This window comes from Streptomyces sp. NPDC048484, assembly GCF_040651415.1.
GTDB lineage: Bacteria > Actinomycetota > Actinomycetes > Streptomycetales > Streptomycetaceae > Streptomyces.
On record NZ_JBEZJY010000058.1, the window covers coordinates 1 to 14,376 of the forward strand.

Genomic DNA, 14,376 nt, shown 5'->3' on the forward strand with positions numbered 1-14,376 from the left:
GGACCTTGGACACTTGTCCGGGACGATCTACATGATGACTTCCTTCCTCTCGTAGGTCGTCCACTTGTGAGGAGCGACTTCGTGTCGCACGCGGATGCCTTTCTCGCTGCGGATACGGGCGCGTTCTCGGCGCTGGGCGGCGAGCACGTCGGGGTGGCGGGCGTTAGCGTTGCGCCAGCGCAGGTAGGCGTGCAGGGACCGGGTCTGCATGGTGTGGTTGGCGTGGTGGGAGTTGGCGATGGTGAACTGCCGCAGCGGTCCGAAGTGCGCCTCGATGGGTTGGCCCACGAGGCGTAGGTCGGAGTGAAACACAACTCGACCTTGCTCTTCTTCGCCCAGCGGCGGATGTCGGCGCCCTTGTGGGCGGACAGATTGTCCGGGATCACGTAGATGGGTGTGCCGTCAGGGGGGGGCGGCGCGGATCGACTTCAGCGCGGCCAGCGTGTTCCCGGCACCCTTCCTGCGGCGGTTGACGCCCCACAAACGGCCGTCGCCGACCGAGTAGCAGCCATGGCTCCGGGGACTCCTTCCACGTCTTGGTGCGCTGGAAGGTGACGCCGCGGCGGGCGAGTAGGCAGCGTAATGCTTCGCGGCCGATGCGGATGATGCGGCCGTGGACTTTGCGCAAGACGAGTTTGCGCAGTGACCAGCGGGTGAAGGGCTGGCCGAGCTTGGCGGGTCGGGTGGTGGCCGTCTGGATGACGAAATCCTCGTCGTCAGGACCGAGTTGGCGGGGACGGCCTCCCGCCCATTGAGGGTCCAGGCAGGCCAGGCCGATCTCGTTGAACCGGTGGATCATGTCGCGGACGGTGTCCTCATCGGCCTGTACCAGCTGGGCGATCACCGGTACCCGGTTCCCGCCGGCCGAGGCCAGCAGCATCATCGCGCGCCGGTAGCGCACCGTGCTGGTACTGCCCCGGCGCACGATCCGCTGCAGCTTCTGACCCTCCTGGTCGGTCAGTCTGCGCACACGGACAGGTTCAGCCACCGCACCTCCAGCGGACGGATCGGACGTCACCTCACATCCAACCGCCACGACCGCCAACCCGGCGAACCTACGCGGTCACAGCACTAGCCCCGCAGGGGACGAGGGGAACTGCGCGGCCGGTCACCACGCGGCCGCGGACTTGAACAGCGCTCCAGTGCACCGCGCCCAAGCGGACGGCGCTCACCGTTCAAGCAGCATCCGCTGCAGTTCCCGCGCCGCCCGCGGCGGAGCCACGTCACTGCGGTGCGCCAGGGCGATGGTCCGGGCAAGGCCGGGCCGGGCCAGCGGAGTGACCCGCAACCCCCGCCCCGACCGGGTCGCCACCATCCGGGGCACCACGGCCACCCCGAGCCCCGCCCGGACGAACTCCAGCACCGCGTCCATCTCCCCGCCCTCCACCGCGAAGTCCGGCTCGAACCCCGCGGAGCGGCACGCGGCGACTGTCAGCTCGCGCAGGTCGTAGCCGTGCCGGAACATCACCAGGCGTTCACCCTCCAGATCCGGGACGCGTACGGTCCGGCGGCCACGCCCCGGCGCCGGCGCCTCCGGCGAGGACACCACGACCAGGTCCTCCCGCAGCACCTCCACCGTGGTTAGCGCGGGCGACGGCGTGGGCAGCGGCAGGACGACGAGCGCGAGATCGAGCGCCCCGCGGGCCAGCTCCCGTACGAGGTCGTGGGAGCCCCCTTCCTCGATCAGCAGCCGGATGCCCGGATAGCGGTCGTGGAAGGCGCGCAGCACATCAGGCAGCAGGCCCGTGCACAGACTGGGCGTCGCGCCGAGCCGGACCCGGCCGCTGCGCAGCTGGACCAGCTCCCGCACCTCGTGCCGGGCCGTGTCCGCGTCCGCCAGGATGCGCCGGGCCAGCGGCAGCAGGGACTCGCCGGCGTCCGTGAGCGTGATGTTCCCGCGCGCCCGGAGGAAGAGGTCGGCCCCCAACTCCCGCTCCAGCGCCTTGATCTGCTGGGAGAGCGACGGCTGGGCCACATGGACCAGATCTGCGGCCCGGGTGAAGTGCCGGGTCTCGGCGACCGCCACGAAGTACTGGAGCTGCTGGAACTGCATGTTCCGATCCTACGCCAACGATAGGTATCGCCTATGGAAACGAGCCGGACCATGTCTTGGACCGATCGGACCGGTCGGCCGTAGCGTCACTCCCATGGCTCTGGCAACGCGGACGGACCGAAAACCGTCCATGACGCGCAGCATGTGGGACTCGTCCGTCGGCAAGAAGACCGTGATGGCCGGCAGCGGCCTGATCATGCTGGGATACCTGGCCGTCCACATGCTCGGCAACCTCAAGATCTTCTTCGGATCGGGCGAGTTCAACCACTACGCGCACTGGCTGCGCACCCTCGGCGAGCCCTTCCTGCACTACGAGTGGGCGCTGTGGATCTTCCGCGTGGTCCTGGTCGCCGCCGTCGTCGCGCACGCCGTGTCCGCGTACCAGCTCAGCCGCCGCGACATCAGGGCGCGCCCCACCAAATACGTACACAAGAAGCCCCGGGCCAGTTACGCGACGCGCACCATGCGCTGGGGCGGGATCATCCTCGGCCTGTTCATCGTCTGGCACATCCTGGACCTGACGACCGGCACCGTGCACCCGAACGGCTTCCAGGCCGGACACCCGTACCAGAACGTGATCGACACCTTCTCCACCTGGTACGGCAACGCCATCTACATCGTCGCGATGCTCGCGCTCGGCCTGCACGTCCAGCACGGTTTCTGGAGCGCGGCACAGACCCTCGGCGTGGGCAGCCGCACCCGCGACCGAGCTCTCAAGACCATCGCCAACGTGCTCGCGCTGGTGCTGACGGCGGGCTTCATCGCCGTACCCGTGGGCGTGATGACCGGAGTGGTGAGCTGACATGACCTCTGAATCCGCCGAATACGCAACATCTGCCGAATACGCGACATTCGCCGAGTACACGACCGGAGAGCCGGTCGTCGACACCAAGGCCCCGAAAGGGCCGGTGACCGAGCGCTGGGACACCCGCCGCTTCGAGGCCAAGCTGGTCAACCCCGCGAACCGCCGCAAGCACACCGTGATCGTCGTCGGCACGGGTCTCGCGGGCGGCTCCGCCGGCGCCACGCTCGCCGAACAGGGCTACCACGTCGTGCAGTTCTGCTACCAGGACTCCCCGCGCCGGGCCCACTCGATCGCCGCGCAGGGCGGCATCAACGCCGCGAAGAACTACCGCAACGACGGCGACTCGGTCCACCGCCTGTTCTACGACACCGTCAAGGGCGGCGACTTCCGGGCGCGCGAGTCGAACGTCCACCGGCTCGCCCAGATCTCGGTGGAGATCATCGACCAGTGCGTCGCCCAGGGCGTGCCCTTCGCCCGCGAGTACGGCGGGCTCCTCGACACCCGTTCCTTCGGCGGCGTCCAGGTCTCCCGTACCTTCTACGCCCGCGGCCAGACGGGCCAGCAGCTGCTCCTCGGCGCCTACCAGGCGCTGTCGCGGCAGATCGCGGCCGGCAACGTCGAGATGCACGCCCGCACCGAGATGCTCGACCTGATCGTGGTCGACGGGCGGGCACGGGGGATCGTGGCCCGCGATCTGATCACCGGGAAGATCGACACGTACTACGCGGACGCCGTCGTCCTGGCGAGCGGCGGGTACGGCAACGTCTTCTACCTGTCGACCAACGCCATGAACTCCAACGCCACCGCGATCTGGCGGGCCCACCGGCGCGGCGCGTACTTCGCCAACCCCTGCTTCACACAGATCCACCCCACCTGCATCCCGCGCACCGGCGAGCACCAGTCCAAGCTGACGCTGATGAGCGAGTCACTGCGCAACGACGGCCGGATCTGGGTCCCGAGGGCGAAGGGCGACGACCGCCCGGCGAACCAGATCCCCGAGGACGAGCGCGACTACTACCTGGAGCGCGTCTACCCGGCCTTCGGCAACCTCGTACCCCGCGACATCGCCTCCCGGGCCGCCAAGAACGTCTGCGACGAGGGACGCGGGGTCGGCCCCGGCGGGCAGGGTGTCTACCTCGACTTCGCCGACGCCATCGGGCGCATGGGCCGCGAGGCGGTCGAGGCGAAGTACGGCAACCTCTTCGACATGTACGCGCGGATCACCGCCGAGGACCCGTACACGGTGCCGATGCGGATCTACCCCGCCGTGCACTACACGATGGGCGGACTCTGGGTCGACTACGACCTCCAGACCACCGTCCCGGGCCTGTTCGCCGTCGGCGAGGCCAACTTCTCCGACCACGGGGCGAACCGGCTCGGCGCGTCCGCGCTGATGCAGGGCCTCGCCGACGGCTACTTCGTCCTGCCGTCGACGATCAACGACTACCTCGCCCGCAACCCGCACCGCTCCAGCGACGACGAGGTCACCGACGAACACCCCGTCGTCCAGGAGGTGCTGGCCGACACCGAGGACCGGCTGCGGCTGCTCCTCGCCGTCGACGGCGACCGCACCCCCGACTCCTTCCACCGCGAACTCGGCGAACTGATGTGGGAGTTCTGCGGCATGGCCCGTACGGAATCAGGGCTGCGCAAGGCCCTGGAACGCATCCCGCAGATCCGAGAGGAGTTCTGGCGGCGCATCAAGGTCCCCGGCACCGGCGAGGAGTTCAACCAGTCGCTGGAGAAGGCCAACCGGATCATCGACTACCTGGAACTCGCCGAGCTGATGTGCCTCGACGCACTGCACCGCGAAGAGTCCTGCGGCGGCCACTTCCGCGAGGAGTCCCAGACCCCGGACGGCGAGGCGGACCGCCGGGACGAGGAGTTCTCCTACGCGGCCGCCTGGGAGTTCACCGAGACCGGCGACGCACCCGTCCTGCACAAGGAAGACCTCGTCTTCGAGTACGTCCACCCCACCCAGCGGAGCTACGCATGAAGCTCACCCTGCGCGTCTGGCGGCAGAAGAACGCCGACGCCGACGGAGCGATGTCCACGTACGAAGTGGACGGCATCTCGGCCGACATGTCCTTCCTGGAGATGCTGGACACCCTCAACGAAGAACTCACCCTCCAGGGCGACGACCCCGTCGCCTTCGACCACGACTGCCGCGAGGGCATCTGCGGCGCGTGCTCGCTCGTCATCAACGGCGACGCGCACGGGCCCGAGCGCACGACCACCTGCCAGCTGCACATGCGGTCCTTCGAGGACGGCGACACGATCGACATCGAGCCGTGGCGCGCCTCCGCCTTCCCCGTCGTCAAGGACCTCGTGGTCGACCGGACCGCCTTCGACCGGATCATCCAGGCCGGCGGATACGTCACCGCGCCGACGGGTGCCGCGCCGGAGGCGCACGCCACGCCGGTGCCCAAGCCGGACGCGGACTTCGCCTTCGAGAACGCCGAGTGCATCGGCTGCGGGGCGTGCGTGGCGGCCTGTCCGAACGGCGCAGCGATGCTGTTCACCTCGGCGAAGGTGAACCATCTGAACGTGCTGCCGCAGGGGGCGCCCGAGCGCGAGACACGGGTGCTGGACATGGTGGAGCAGATGGACGCGGAGGGGTTCGGGGGGTGCACGCTCGCGGGTGAGTGCGCGACCGCCTGTCCCAAGGGGATTCCGCTGATGTCCATCACGGGGATGAACAAGGAGTGGCTGCGGGCCTCTCGGAAGGCGGCCAAGCGGTAGGGCTCCGCCGGCTGCGGAAACCGCCTTCGGCCGTTGTCCTGCTGCCGGCCGGTGGGGGCCGGTCGCGCAGTTCCCCGCGCCTCACCTACGGCCAGTTGGAGGACCGCTCCCTGCGGCTCGCGGACCATCCGCGGTCCGCCGGGCTGCGAGTGGGTGACCATCTGGCGCTCCGCCTACTGGACCTGAGCTTCCCGATCTGTCTCACGCGGCCGGCAGTGCGACCCGCGCCAACCGCCGGAACGAGTCCAACAGCGCCTCCCGGTCATACGTACTGGTCGTGACCAGGACCTCGTCCGCCGCGGTCTCCTTGATCACTGTCTCCAGTTCGTGGGCGACCTGCTCCTCGGTGCCGACGATGTGGCCGAGGAGGCCGGACTCGTAGAAACCGCGCTCCTTCTCCGTCATGGTCATGCTTTCCACGCGCTCGGCGGACGGCAGGGGCGGAAACGTGCCGTGGGTACGGGAGTACGCCATCGACCAGGCCTCCGGGAGCAGCAGGCGGCGGGCCTCCTCCGGTGTCTCCGCGACCGCGACCGTGCCGGAGATGACCACGTACGGCTCCGGCGCCCAGGCGGAGGGCCGGAACGTCTCGCGGTAGTGGTCGATGCCGCGGCGCATCTTCTCGCGGTTCCTGAGGTCGCCGATCACCATGGGAAGACCGGCCCGGGCGGCGATCGTCGCGCCCTCGCCCATGGCCAGCACGAACGGCGGCACGGTCAGGCCCTCGGCGGGGCGTGCGTGCGCACCGGTCGGGGACGTCCCGCGGAACCAGCCGAGCAGCTCGTCGAGCTGGGCCGCGAAGTCGTCGGCGACATCCTTGTCCCGGCCCAGCGCCTTCCGTACGCCGTCCGTGAACCCGACGGAGCGGCCCAACCCCATGTCGATACGCCCCGGGAACAGGGACTCCAGGACACCGAACTGCTCGGCCACCACCAGGGGCTGGTGGTTGGGCAGCATCACCCCGCCCGTGCCCACCCGGATCGAGCTGGTCGCTGCGGCGACCGCGGCGGCCAGTACGGTCGGCGCGGAACCGGCGACGCCCGGCACCGCGTGGTGCTCGGAGACCCAGATCCGGTGGTAGCCGAGCCCCTCCAGCTCCCGCGCCAGCCGGACGGTGTCGCGCAGCGCCTCGGGGTCCCCGTGCCCCTCCCGGGTGCGCGAGCGGTCGAGGACGGAGAACCGTGTCACCGCCGCACGAGAGCCCCGATCCTGTCGGGGTTCGTGATCCTGCTGGTTCGACATGGCTTCTCCGCCGGAAGGACTGTTCTCTGTTCTCTGGTGTCTCATCTCTGTTGTCTCAACAGTCGTTCCGCGGATTTCTTCCGTCCCTCTCAGAGCGTGGCCGGCCGGTCGCGGTCCGTGCGCACCTCTTCCAGTCGTACGGGCCGGTGCTCGCGCAGCGACAGCGTGCAGGCCTCGGCGATCCAGCTCGCTTCGAGGGCGTCGGCCACGGTGCAGGGGGAGGGGCGGGAGCCCGCCACGACCTCGGTGAACGCGGTGAGTTCGGCGCGGTAGGCGGCGGCGAAGCGGTCCATGAAGAAGTGGTGCGGGGCGCCGGCGGGGAAGGTGGCTCCCGGCTCGACGGACCGCAGCGGCAGCTTGTCCTCCAGGCCCACGGCGATGCTGTCCCTCATGCCGTGCACCTCCAGGCGGACGTCGTAACCGCGGGCGTTGTGCCGGGAGTTGGAGATGACGCCGATCGTGCCGTCGTCGAACGTGAGCAGCGCGGAGGCGGTGTCGACGTCGCCCGCCGCCGCGATGTAGTCCGCGCCCCGGTTGCCGCCGGTCGCGTACACCTCGACGACCTCGCGGCCCGTGACCCAGCGCACGATGTCGAAGTCGTGCACACTGCAGTCGCGGAAGATGCCGCCGGAGCCGGCCACGTACGCGGCGGGCGGCGGCGCCGGGTCCAGGGTGGTGGACCGTACGGTGTGCAGCAGTCCGAGTTCGCCGCTCACCACGGCCTGGCGCGCGGCGACACAGCCGGCGTCGAAGCGCCGGTTGTAGCCGATGTGCACCTCGACTCCGCCGGCCTCCACCGCACGCAGCACGTCGAGGCTCTCCTCGACGCCGCGGGCCACCGGCTTCTCGCAGAAGACCGGGATGCCCGCCTTGACGGCGGCGAGGATCAGTTCGGGGTGCGCGTCGGTCGCGGCGGCGATCACGACTCCGTCGACGCCGGCGGCGAACACCGCCTCGGGAGAGTCCACCGCGGTGGCCCCGAACCGCTCCGCCGCGGACAAGGCCGCCGTGGCGAGCGGATCGGTGACCACCAGTGAGTCCACCGCTTCGAGTCCGGACAGGGTTTCTGCGTGGAACGCGCCGATCCGGCCCAGCCCCATGATGCCCATACGCATGCGAATCTTGCTCCTTCAGCCCAGAGGGCGGTTCAGTCGAGCCCGCCGAAGACGGTCTGGTCCCAGTCGATGACCGAGCCGGTCACCACACCACTGCGGTCGGAGAGCAGGAACACGACGAAATCGGCGATCTCGTCGACCTGCCCGAGCTTGCCCATCGGCTGGGACGCGGCGGCCTTCTCCCGCCAGTCGTCGCCCGCACCGTGGAAAGCACGCTGGGTGGCGTCCTCGCCCTCGGTGTCCGTCCAGCCGATGTTCAGGCCGTTGATCCGGATCCGGTCCCAGCGGTGTGCGTGAGCCGCGTTGCGGGTCAGCCCCACGAGGCCGGCCTTCGCCGTGGAGTACGGCGCCAGATGCGGCGGGCCGCCGTGCGCGCAGTTCGAGATGACGTTCACGATGGTGCCCGGCGCCTTGCGGGCCGTCATGTCGGCGACCGCGCCCTGCATCGCGAAGAACGGCGCCCGCACGTTGATCGCCATGTGCGCGTCGAACAGCTCCGGCGTGGTGTTCAGGAGCGAACCGCGGGACGTGAGCCCCGCCGCGTTGACCAGGCAGTCGACGCGCCCGTGCGCCTCCACGGTCCGGGCCACGCTGTCGCGGGCCTGTGCCGCGTCCGACAGGTCCGCGCGTACGAAGCGGGCGCCGGTGTCCGCGGCGAGTTTCCCGCCGACCTCGGCCCGGCGTCCCGTGAAGACGACGGTCGCGCCTTCGCGTACGGCCGCCCGGACGATTCCCGCGCCTACGCCCTGGCTGCCGCCGTTGACGAGGACGACCAGGTCTTCGAGCAGCGGGGTCTCAAGCAGTCCCATGAGTGCGTGTGTCTCCTTCAGCTCCGGCGGCGCTCCGCGCCCGCCTGCAGTTCCTGGCGGAGCCGGGCCGGAGCCCAGCCCTCGGCGATCGCCTGCCAGAGAGTGTCGGCCTGGGAGGGCGGAGCGAGACCGCCGACCGGCGGGTCGAGGTCCAGATCGGTGGGAAACGGGTAGCCCTCGGCCGTGGCGGCGACCACGTGGCGCAGCCAGCTCTCCGAGGCGCCCTCCTCCTTGCGGCGCAGCAGCACCGGGAACACGGCGTCGGCCATGGCCTGCCGGTCCACGGTCTCCATGGCGCGGCCGAAGGCCGAGGAGACCTGGAGCAGATTGGCCATGCGCTTGACGTCCGCCGTCCTGTTGTGTCCGGCGGCGTGGAGGAGCGCGGGGTTGAAGAACACCGCGTCGCCCTTCTCCAGCGGGAGCTGGACGTGATGCTCGTCGAAGTACGCGACGAACTCCGGGCGTCGCCAGGCCAGATAGCCCGGCTCGTACTTCTGTGAGTACGGGAGGAACAGCGTCGGCCCCGACTCGACGGGCATGTCGCAGTGCGCCACCGCGCCCTGCAGGGTCAGGACGGGGGAGAGGCGGTGGACGTGCGCCGGGTAGGCGGCGGCCTGCTCCTGGGAGAGGAAGCCGAGGTGGTAGTCGCGGTGCGCGCTCTGCGCGGCGCCGCCCGGGTTGACCACGTTGATCTGCGAGGTCATCTGGTAGGCGGGGCCGAGCCAGGCCTCGGAGACCAGCGCCAGCATGTCGTTGGCGTAGTAGTCCGCGAACACCTCCGGCGCACGCAGGGCCATCTTGTCCAGGGCGTTCCACACCCGGTCGTTGGCGCCGGCCTCGGCGAAGTGGTCGCCGCGAGCCGTTCCGGTCGACCGCTCCTCCTCGATCAGCGCGTCGAAGACACCGGAGGCCGCGTCCACGACTCCGGGGTCCGTGAACGCGCCCGTGAGGACCACGACACCGGGCCCGTCCAGCAGGGCCCGCACCAGCTCGGCCTGCACCGCCCGGCGTCCCCCAGGAGTGGCCGCGAGGTCGCGGATCCGGTCACCGGCGTACACCAGGACGTTCTGCTCGGTCCGCTCGGCGGAGGGATACGCGTGCTGCTCGGTGCTCTGCTCGACCAGCGAGCGGAACGCGTCGAGATCGCAGTCCTCCTCGCTCAGCCACGTCGGAGTTCCCGCCTCCGTGGGGGGCATCCCGGTCCCTTCGCCGTGCCTGCTCAGCTGCTTGCCTGTCTGCTTTTCAGCCAGTCTTGTGGAACCAGAGCCCGTCATACAATGCGCAGAGGCCCATCAAAAGTCCATCATTCTGCTTTCGGGGACCGCCATGCGACATCCATATCCGATCAGAGAGATCGCCCGCCAGGCAGGTCTGAGCGGGGCCACGGTCGACCGGGTCCTCAACGACCGGGGCGGCGTACGGGAGAGCACCGTCATGGAGGTGCGCCAGGCGATCAAGGATCTGGACCGTCAGCGGACCCAGGTGCGCATCGGTGGACGCACGTTCATGATCGACATCGTGATGCAGACGCCGGACCGCTTCTCCACCGCCGTACGGGACGCCCTGGAAGCCGAACTGCCGTCCCTGCACCCCGCCGTGGTGCGATCGCGCTTCCACTTCCGGGAGACCTGTCCCGTCTCGGATCTGGTCGCGACCATGGACAAGATCGCCAAGCGTGGCTCGCAGGGGGTGATCCTCAAGGCGCCGGACCTGCCGGAGATCGGCGCCGCCGTCAGCCGGCTGGTCGCGGCGGGCATCCCTGTCGTCACGCTGGTGAGCGACCTGCCGAGCAGTGCGCGCATGGCGTACGTGGGTATCGACAACCGGGCGGCGGGCGCCACCGCCGCCTATCTCGTCGGGCAGTGGCTCGGTGACCGGCCGGGCAACGTGCTCGCCACGATCAGCCGGGGTTCCTTCCGTGGTGAGGAGGAGCGGGAGATGGGCTTCCGCAGCGCCATGCGTGTCGCGCACCCCGGACGGTCCGTGGTGGAGGTCACCGACAGCGACGGGCTGGACGCCACTCAACGGGACCTTGTGCTGGACGCCCTCAAGCGGGACGAGGAGGTCGTCGCCGTCTACTCGGCCGGTGGTGGCAACGCGGCGACCCTCGACGCGTTCGACACCCTCGGGCGGGAGTGCGCGGTGTTCATCGCCCACGACCTGGACCACGACAACACCGGGTTCCTGCGCGAACGCCGTCTGTCCGCCGTGCTCCATCACGACCTGCGCCAGGACATGCGCCGCGCCTGCCAGACGATCATGCGCGCCCACCAGGCCCTTCCCGACGAAGGGCCCTTCCTGCCCTCGGCGATCCAGGTGGTCACGCCGTACAACATGCCGCCCGGCGTTCCTCTCGCGCCGTTCGGAGTCGGAGGCTGAGGCGTCCTGACCCCTGCCGTCCGGCCCGGCGGTCCGACCCTGCCGTCCGGCCCCTGCTGTCTGCGTATGCAGATGGTGTCTCTAATATGGAACGCTGACGCATGGGGCGCCCAGGTCCAGGTGCGACCTGTGGGAGACGAGAGGGTCACGTGAGCGAGCTGATCGCCGGGCAGTCGGGCCCCGGCGCCGTACTTCTGCTCCTGGCGGCCGGCGTCGCCTCCGGACTCGCCGGTTCGATCGCCGGTCTGGCCTCGCTGTTCAGCTACCCCGCACTCCTGGCGGCGGGCCTTCCGCCCGTGGCGGCCAACGTCACCAACACCGTGGCGCTCTTCTCCAACACCGTGGGCGGCGCGGTGGGGTCCCGGGCCGAACTGCGCGGGCAGCGCGGACGGCTCATCCGGCTGGGGGTCACGGCGGCCCTGGGCGGGGCGATCGGCGCGGCCCTGCTCCTCGGCACACCGTCGTCGACGTTCGAGCTGGTCGTACCGTGGCTCGTGGCCCTGGGCTCGGTGCTGATCCTGACTCGTGAGCCTCTGCGACGGCTGACCGCGAGGTTCAGGCCCGAAACGGCCTCCGTGCCGAGACTCCCGTTGGCCTGTGCCGTGCTGCTGGTCGGTCTGTACGGCGGTTACTTCGGCGCCGCGGCGGGTGTCCTGATGCTCGCCGTGCTCTCCCTGTCCGCGACGGAGCCGCTGCCCGTGACCAACGCGGTCAAGAACATAGCCACCGGCGCGGCCAACATCACCGCGGCCCTCGCCTACGCCTTTCTCGCCCCGGTCGACTGGAACGCGGCCGTCACACTCGGTCTGGGCTGCTTCGTGGGCGCGTGGATGGGACCCGCGGTGGTGCGGCGACTGCCCGAGGCCCCGCTTCGGGTCGCGATCGCCCTCGCCGGGCTCGGACTCGCGTGGACCCTGTGGCGGGATGCCACCGCGTCGTGAACGCCTGCGCCTGCTGCCGGGAACGCCTGCGCCTACTGCTGTGACGGTGCGGAAAACGGCGTCCTAGGGTGGGCGCTGTGACGAACAACAGCAGGCCGCGCCCCGGATCGGACGCGCGCAGGCCCCTCGCCGTCTTCGACCTCGACGGGACGCTCGCCGACAGCGCGCACCGGCAGCGGTTCCTGGAGCGCAGGCCGCGGGACTGGGACGCCTTCTTCGCCGCGGCGCCGCACGACCCGCCTCTGGCCCAGGGAGTGGCGCTGGCCCTGGAGTACGCCCAGGAGTGCGAGGTCCTCTATCTCACCGGGCGGCCCGAGCGCTGCCGCCGGGACACGGAAACCTGGATCGCCGCCCAGGGCCTGCCCGAGGGCCGCATCCGGATGCGGCGCAACGACGACCGCAGGCCCGCCCGGCGCACCAAGCTGGAGATCCTCCGCGGGCTGGCCCGGGACCGCGAGATCAGGGTGCTCGTGGACGACGACGAGCTGGTCTGCGAGGACGCCGAACGAGCCGGGTTCACCGTCGTACGGGCACGCTGGGCCGCCGCGTCGGCGGCGCTGAAGGTGGCGCAGGAGCGGGACGGGCGGACCTGACGAGCCACCGGCCCCTCCCGAACGCGCGAACGCGGGAGGGGCCGGCCGGTCCGTCCGAAGTGCGGGCCAGGGCCGTCGTCAGGCCGAGTCCTCCAGGCGGAAGCCGACCTTCAGGCCGACCTGGTAGTGCTGGACCTGCCCGTTCTCGATCTGCCCGCGGACCTGGGTGACCTCGAACCAGTCGAGGTTGCGCAAGGTCTGCGAGGCCCGGCTGACCCCGTTGCGGATCGCCTGGTCGATGCCCTCGTGCGAGGTCCCGACGATCTCGGTGACCCGGTAGGTGTGGTCGGACATGCGGGTTGCTCCTCTCCGCCGTGGCCCGTGTGCCACGCGTCAATCCACGGTGCCCCACGAGGCGGGGGACCGCGAGATGTGGGCCCGAGGAACATGGACCTGGGGCACCTGGGCCCGAGGCACATGGACTCGGGCGGGTGCCCTTGCGGGTGTCGAGCAGTTCGCGGTGTCCGCGCAACAGTGTCGCGAGATGCTCGGCGGTCGCCCTGCGGACATCGAGCACGGCGGTACAGGTGACACTGGACGCCACGTGGAGCCTCTGGTGTGTACGGAACGTGATCTTCGCAGACTTGTTCCTACCAGGGGCTTCACCCCTGTCTGACGCCAGGTCACCACCCCGCCGCCCAAGGCGTGATCACGCACCGCAACCGCCACGTTGCCGAGAACACCTCAATGGGTCCAGCGCTCCCGCCTCACCGTCAACTCCCGTACCATTACGTTGAGTTGGCTCATCGACAAGCGCCACCCGAACTGAAGCATCAGGCACCCCCTGACGGGAGACAGCTGCACGTGGACACCACAGGACCACGCACCGCCGAAAGCCTTGCCGCATGCTTCCATGACGTCGACTCGTCCGACGTCCCCGAGGACTTCATCGCCTATCTGCAGAAGATGGAGGAGAGCGAGAGCGGCCGCGCTGTGCGGGAGGTCACCTACCGCGCCCTGGAGGCCTCCGAGGGCAAGGGAGCGGACATCGGGTGTGGCGCCGGCCGCGCCGTCGCGGATCTCGTACGGCTCGGGAAGGACGCCGTGGGGGTCGACAGCAGCCAGGCCATGGTCGACGCGGCCCTGGCCAGGTTCCCGCACTGCAGCGTCGTCAGGGGCAGCGCCTTCGAGCTGCCGTTCGAGGACGGTGAACTGTCGTGGTACCGGTCCGAGCGGACCTTCCTCCACTTCGGCACTCCCGCCGAGGTACTGTCCGAGGCCCGCAGGGTGCTGAGGCCGGGCGGGACAATCGTTCTCGCGGACCCCGATCTCGCGTCGATGGTGGTGAGTTCGCGGTTCCCGGAGACGACCGACGCGGTCAAGGACGCGTTCTGCTCAGCCGTCCCGAATCCCCACGCCGGCACCCACAGCGCCTCCCACCTCGCCGACGCCGGATTCACCGGCATCGAGATCGTTCCCGTCATGGCGGCCCTGAACGACCACGCGTCCGCGTTCGACGTGGTACTGGAGCCGGCCCTAACGGCGGCTCTCGCCCAAGGCACCGTCAGCGAGGAGGCGGCGGCACGGTGGAAGGACGACCTGAGTGATCTCTCCCGCCGGAACGCCTTCACCGCGACGGCGACCTTCTTCATCACCACGGCCCGCCTGACGTCGTAGCCGCCGATGCCCGCCGAGTGGCGCCGGGATGCCCCGAGTCTGACGGACTCGGACCCACGTAGGGTCGGAACAGGGACTGG

General features: G+C 70.1%; 13 protein-coding genes and 2 pseudogenes. 7 read left to right on the plus strand and 8 right to left on the minus strand.

What is annotated here, in order from left to right:
- Positions 1 to 27: 27 nt before the first annotated feature.
- A pseudogene (locus AB0D14_RS38600) lies at positions 28 to 988 on the minus strand (helix-turn-helix domain-containing protein).
- Positions 989 to 1,168: 180 nt separating this feature from the next.
- Entirely contained in the window at positions 1,169 to 2,053 is an 885-nt protein-coding gene (locus tag AB0D14_RS38605; RefSeq protein WP_362788191.1) for a LysR substrate-binding domain-containing protein, read from the minus strand.
- 94 nt (positions 2,054 to 2,147) lie between these two features.
- On the opposite strand from AB0D14_RS38605, the gene AB0D14_RS38610 reads away from it, so the two are divergent.
- From AB0D14_RS38610 to AB0D14_RS38620, 3 genes are read left to right on the plus strand one after another with little or no spacing between them, the layout of a single operon-like run.
- Positions 2,148 to 2,855 (plus strand): succinate dehydrogenase, encoded by a 708-nt coding sequence (locus AB0D14_RS38610; RefSeq protein WP_362788194.1) that lies wholly within the window; start codon positions 2,148 to 2,150, stop codon positions 2,853 to 2,855.
- Between the two features lies 1 nt (position 2,856).
- Positions 2,857 to 4,854: a fumarate reductase/succinate dehydrogenase flavoprotein subunit gene (locus AB0D14_RS38615; protein ID WP_362788197.1), complete on the plus strand. Its 1,998-nt coding sequence runs from the start codon at positions 2,857 to 2,859 to the stop codon at positions 4,852 to 4,854.
- The gene (locus tag AB0D14_RS38620) at positions 4,851 to 5,600 is read left to right on the plus strand and encodes a succinate dehydrogenase/fumarate reductase iron-sulfur subunit (RefSeq protein ID WP_362788200.1); all 750 of its coding nucleotides are present in this window, start codon (positions 4,851 to 4,853) and stop codon (positions 5,598 to 5,600) included. The genes AB0D14_RS38615 and AB0D14_RS38620 overlap by 4 nt, the downstream gene beginning before the upstream one ends.
- A gap of 201 nt (positions 5,601 to 5,801) precedes the next feature.
- Here AB0D14_RS38620 and AB0D14_RS38625 read toward each other — a convergent pair whose 3' ends face one another.
- The 4 genes from AB0D14_RS38625 to AB0D14_RS38640 form a co-directional block, all read right to left on the minus strand.
- Positions 5,802 to 6,842, minus strand: a complete 1,041-nt coding sequence (locus tag AB0D14_RS38625) for an LLM class flavin-dependent oxidoreductase (RefSeq protein ID WP_362788203.1) — start codon at positions 6,840 to 6,842, stop codon at positions 5,802 to 5,804.
- Between the two features lie 89 nt (positions 6,843 to 6,931).
- Positions 6,932 to 7,957: a Gfo/Idh/MocA family oxidoreductase gene (locus tag AB0D14_RS38630; RefSeq protein WP_362788205.1), complete on the minus strand. Its 1,026-nt coding sequence runs from the start codon at positions 7,955 to 7,957 to the stop codon at positions 6,932 to 6,934.
- 32 nt (positions 7,958 to 7,989) lie between these two features.
- On the minus strand, positions 7,990 to 8,766 hold the full coding sequence (locus AB0D14_RS38635; protein WP_362788207.1) for an SDR family oxidoreductase: 777 nt from the start codon (positions 8,764 to 8,766) through the stop codon (positions 7,990 to 7,992).
- Between the two features lie 17 nt (positions 8,767 to 8,783).
- The gene (locus AB0D14_RS38640) at positions 8,784 to 9,962 is read right to left on the minus strand and encodes a phytanoyl-CoA dioxygenase family protein (protein WP_362788209.1); all 1,179 of its coding nucleotides are present in this window, start codon (positions 9,960 to 9,962) and stop codon (positions 8,784 to 8,786) included.
- A 130-nt stretch (positions 9,963 to 10,092) separates the two neighbouring features.
- On the opposite strand from AB0D14_RS38640, the gene AB0D14_RS38645 reads away from it, so the two are divergent.
- The 3 genes from AB0D14_RS38645 to AB0D14_RS38655 all read left to right on the plus strand — a co-directional run bounded on the left by AB0D14_RS38645 (position 10,093) and on the right by AB0D14_RS38655 (position 12,679).
- Positions 10,093 to 11,145 (plus strand): LacI family DNA-binding transcriptional regulator, encoded by a 1,053-nt coding sequence (locus tag AB0D14_RS38645; protein ID WP_362788211.1) that lies wholly within the window; start codon positions 10,093 to 10,095, stop codon positions 11,143 to 11,145.
- A gap of 149 nt (positions 11,146 to 11,294) precedes the next feature.
- A complete protein-coding gene (locus AB0D14_RS38650) occupies positions 11,295 to 12,086 on the plus strand; it encodes a sulfite exporter TauE/SafE family protein (RefSeq protein WP_362788213.1) in 792 nt (263 codons plus the stop codon).
- A gap of 77 nt (positions 12,087 to 12,163) precedes the next feature.
- Positions 12,164 to 12,679 carry a hypothetical protein gene (locus tag AB0D14_RS38655; RefSeq protein ID WP_362788215.1) on the plus strand — a complete coding sequence of 172 codons (516 nt, stop codon included), beginning with the start codon at positions 12,164 to 12,166 and terminating at the stop codon, positions 12,677 to 12,679.
- 78 nt (positions 12,680 to 12,757) lie between these two features.
- On the opposite strand, the gene AB0D14_RS38660 is transcribed toward AB0D14_RS38655, so the two are convergent.
- Positions 12,758 to 12,973 carry a dodecin gene (locus tag AB0D14_RS38660; protein WP_362788217.1) on the minus strand — a complete coding sequence of 72 codons (216 nt, stop codon included), beginning with the start codon at positions 12,971 to 12,973 and terminating at the stop codon, positions 12,758 to 12,760.
- 133 nt (positions 12,974 to 13,106) lie between these two features.
- Positions 13,107 to 13,223, minus strand: a pseudogene (locus AB0D14_RS38665) (IS5/IS1182 family transposase); the annotation flags it as partial.
- Between the two features lie 260 nt (positions 13,224 to 13,483).
- On the opposite strand from AB0D14_RS38665, the gene AB0D14_RS38670 reads away from it, so the two are divergent.
- A complete protein-coding gene (locus AB0D14_RS38670) occupies positions 13,484 to 14,296 on the plus strand; it encodes a methyltransferase domain-containing protein (RefSeq protein ID WP_362788219.1) in 813 nt (270 codons plus the stop codon).
- Positions 14,297 to 14,376 lie beyond the last annotated feature (80 nt).

Excerpts from the sequence above, each read along its gene's own strand:
- AB0D14_RS38615 (WP_362788197.1), top strand. The coding sequence starts at position 2,857 with ATGACCTCTGAATCCGCCGAATACGCAACATCTGCCGAATACGCGACA.
- AB0D14_RS38610 (WP_362788194.1), top strand. The coding sequence starts at position 2,148 with ATGGCTCTGGCAACGCGGACGGACCGAAAACCGTCCATGACGCGCAGC.
- AB0D14_RS38630 (WP_362788205.1), bottom strand. The coding sequence starts at position 7,957 with ATGCGTATGGGCATCATGGGGCTGGGCCGGATCGGCGCGTTCCACGCA.
- AB0D14_RS38640 (WP_362788209.1), bottom strand. The coding sequence starts at position 9,962 with ATGCCCCCCACGGAGGCGGGAACTCCGACGTGGCTGAGCGAGGAGGAC.
- AB0D14_RS38635 (WP_362788207.1), bottom strand. The coding sequence starts at position 8,766 with ATGGGACTGCTTGAGACCCCGCTGCTCGAAGACCTGGTCGTCCTCGTC.
- AB0D14_RS38645 (WP_362788211.1), top strand. The coding sequence starts at position 10,093 with ATGCGACATCCATATCCGATCAGAGAGATCGCCCGCCAGGCAGGTCTG.
- AB0D14_RS38605 (WP_362788191.1), bottom strand. The coding sequence starts at position 2,053 with ATGCAGTTCCAGCAGCTCCAGTACTTCGTGGCGGTCGCCGAGACCCGG.
- AB0D14_RS38620 (WP_362788200.1), top strand. The coding sequence starts at position 4,851 with ATGAAGCTCACCCTGCGCGTCTGGCGGCAGAAGAACGCCGACGCCGAC.
- AB0D14_RS38660 (WP_362788217.1), bottom strand. The coding sequence starts at position 12,973 with ATGTCCGACCACACCTACCGGGTCACCGAGATCGTCGGGACCTCGCAC.
- AB0D14_RS38625 (WP_362788203.1), bottom strand. The coding sequence starts at position 6,842 with ATGTCGAACCAGCAGGATCACGAACCCCGACAGGATCGGGGCTCTCGT.